Genomic DNA, 542 nt, shown 5'->3' with positions numbered 1-542 from the left:
TTGCTAAACTATCGAGAGTAATCGAACTATAATTCTTTTCTATATTCTTTAATATTGAAATTATGGCTTCATTATGGATTGTGGCTAGATTATCAATTTCAACATGGACTGCTCTAGCCAATTCAAAAAAAATAATTGGTATGTAGTCACGAATAATTTGATAAGAAAATTTTTGTGGGAAAAAATATTCTTTTATCACACGCTCAAGCGTTAAACCAAGTCCTGGATTCTCATTCTGATGTAGTAGCATAAAACTTTTGTGATCAGAATACTGATCTCCAGACAAAGCGTTGAAAATAAATTCAAAAGAAGGCGAAAATTGTTGATTTGTCTTCTTAATAAAATCAAAATTAATTGCCGATCCTTTAAATAAAAGATTGATTAAAATATCATTTTCTCCTAATTGGGAAATACTATGTTTACTGCCGGTATCCAAAAGTAAAATGTCTTTTGTTTTAAGCTTGATTTTTCTGCCATTTACTATTTGATTACATTCTCCAGAATACATAAAATTCAGCTCTAGAAATTGGTGTGAATGAAGA

The 542-nt window shown here is 29.3% G+C and carries 1 protein-coding gene; it reads right to left on the bottom strand.

What is annotated here, in order from left to right; genetic code table 11:
- The coding region (locus KH893_RS11655; RefSeq protein ID WP_486606298.1) for a cupin domain-containing protein at positions 1 to 508 on the bottom strand (508 nt) is incomplete at its 3' end.
- Positions 509 to 542 lie beyond the last annotated feature (34 nt).

The sequence above is a fragment of the Liquorilactobacillus sicerae genome, from assembly GCF_029916425.1.
Classification (GTDB): Bacteria; Bacillota; Bacilli; order Lactobacillales; family Lactobacillaceae; genus Liquorilactobacillus; species Liquorilactobacillus sicerae.
Note: the sequence above shows the minus strand (reverse complement) of the source record. Positions and strands in the feature narration are given on the sequence as shown.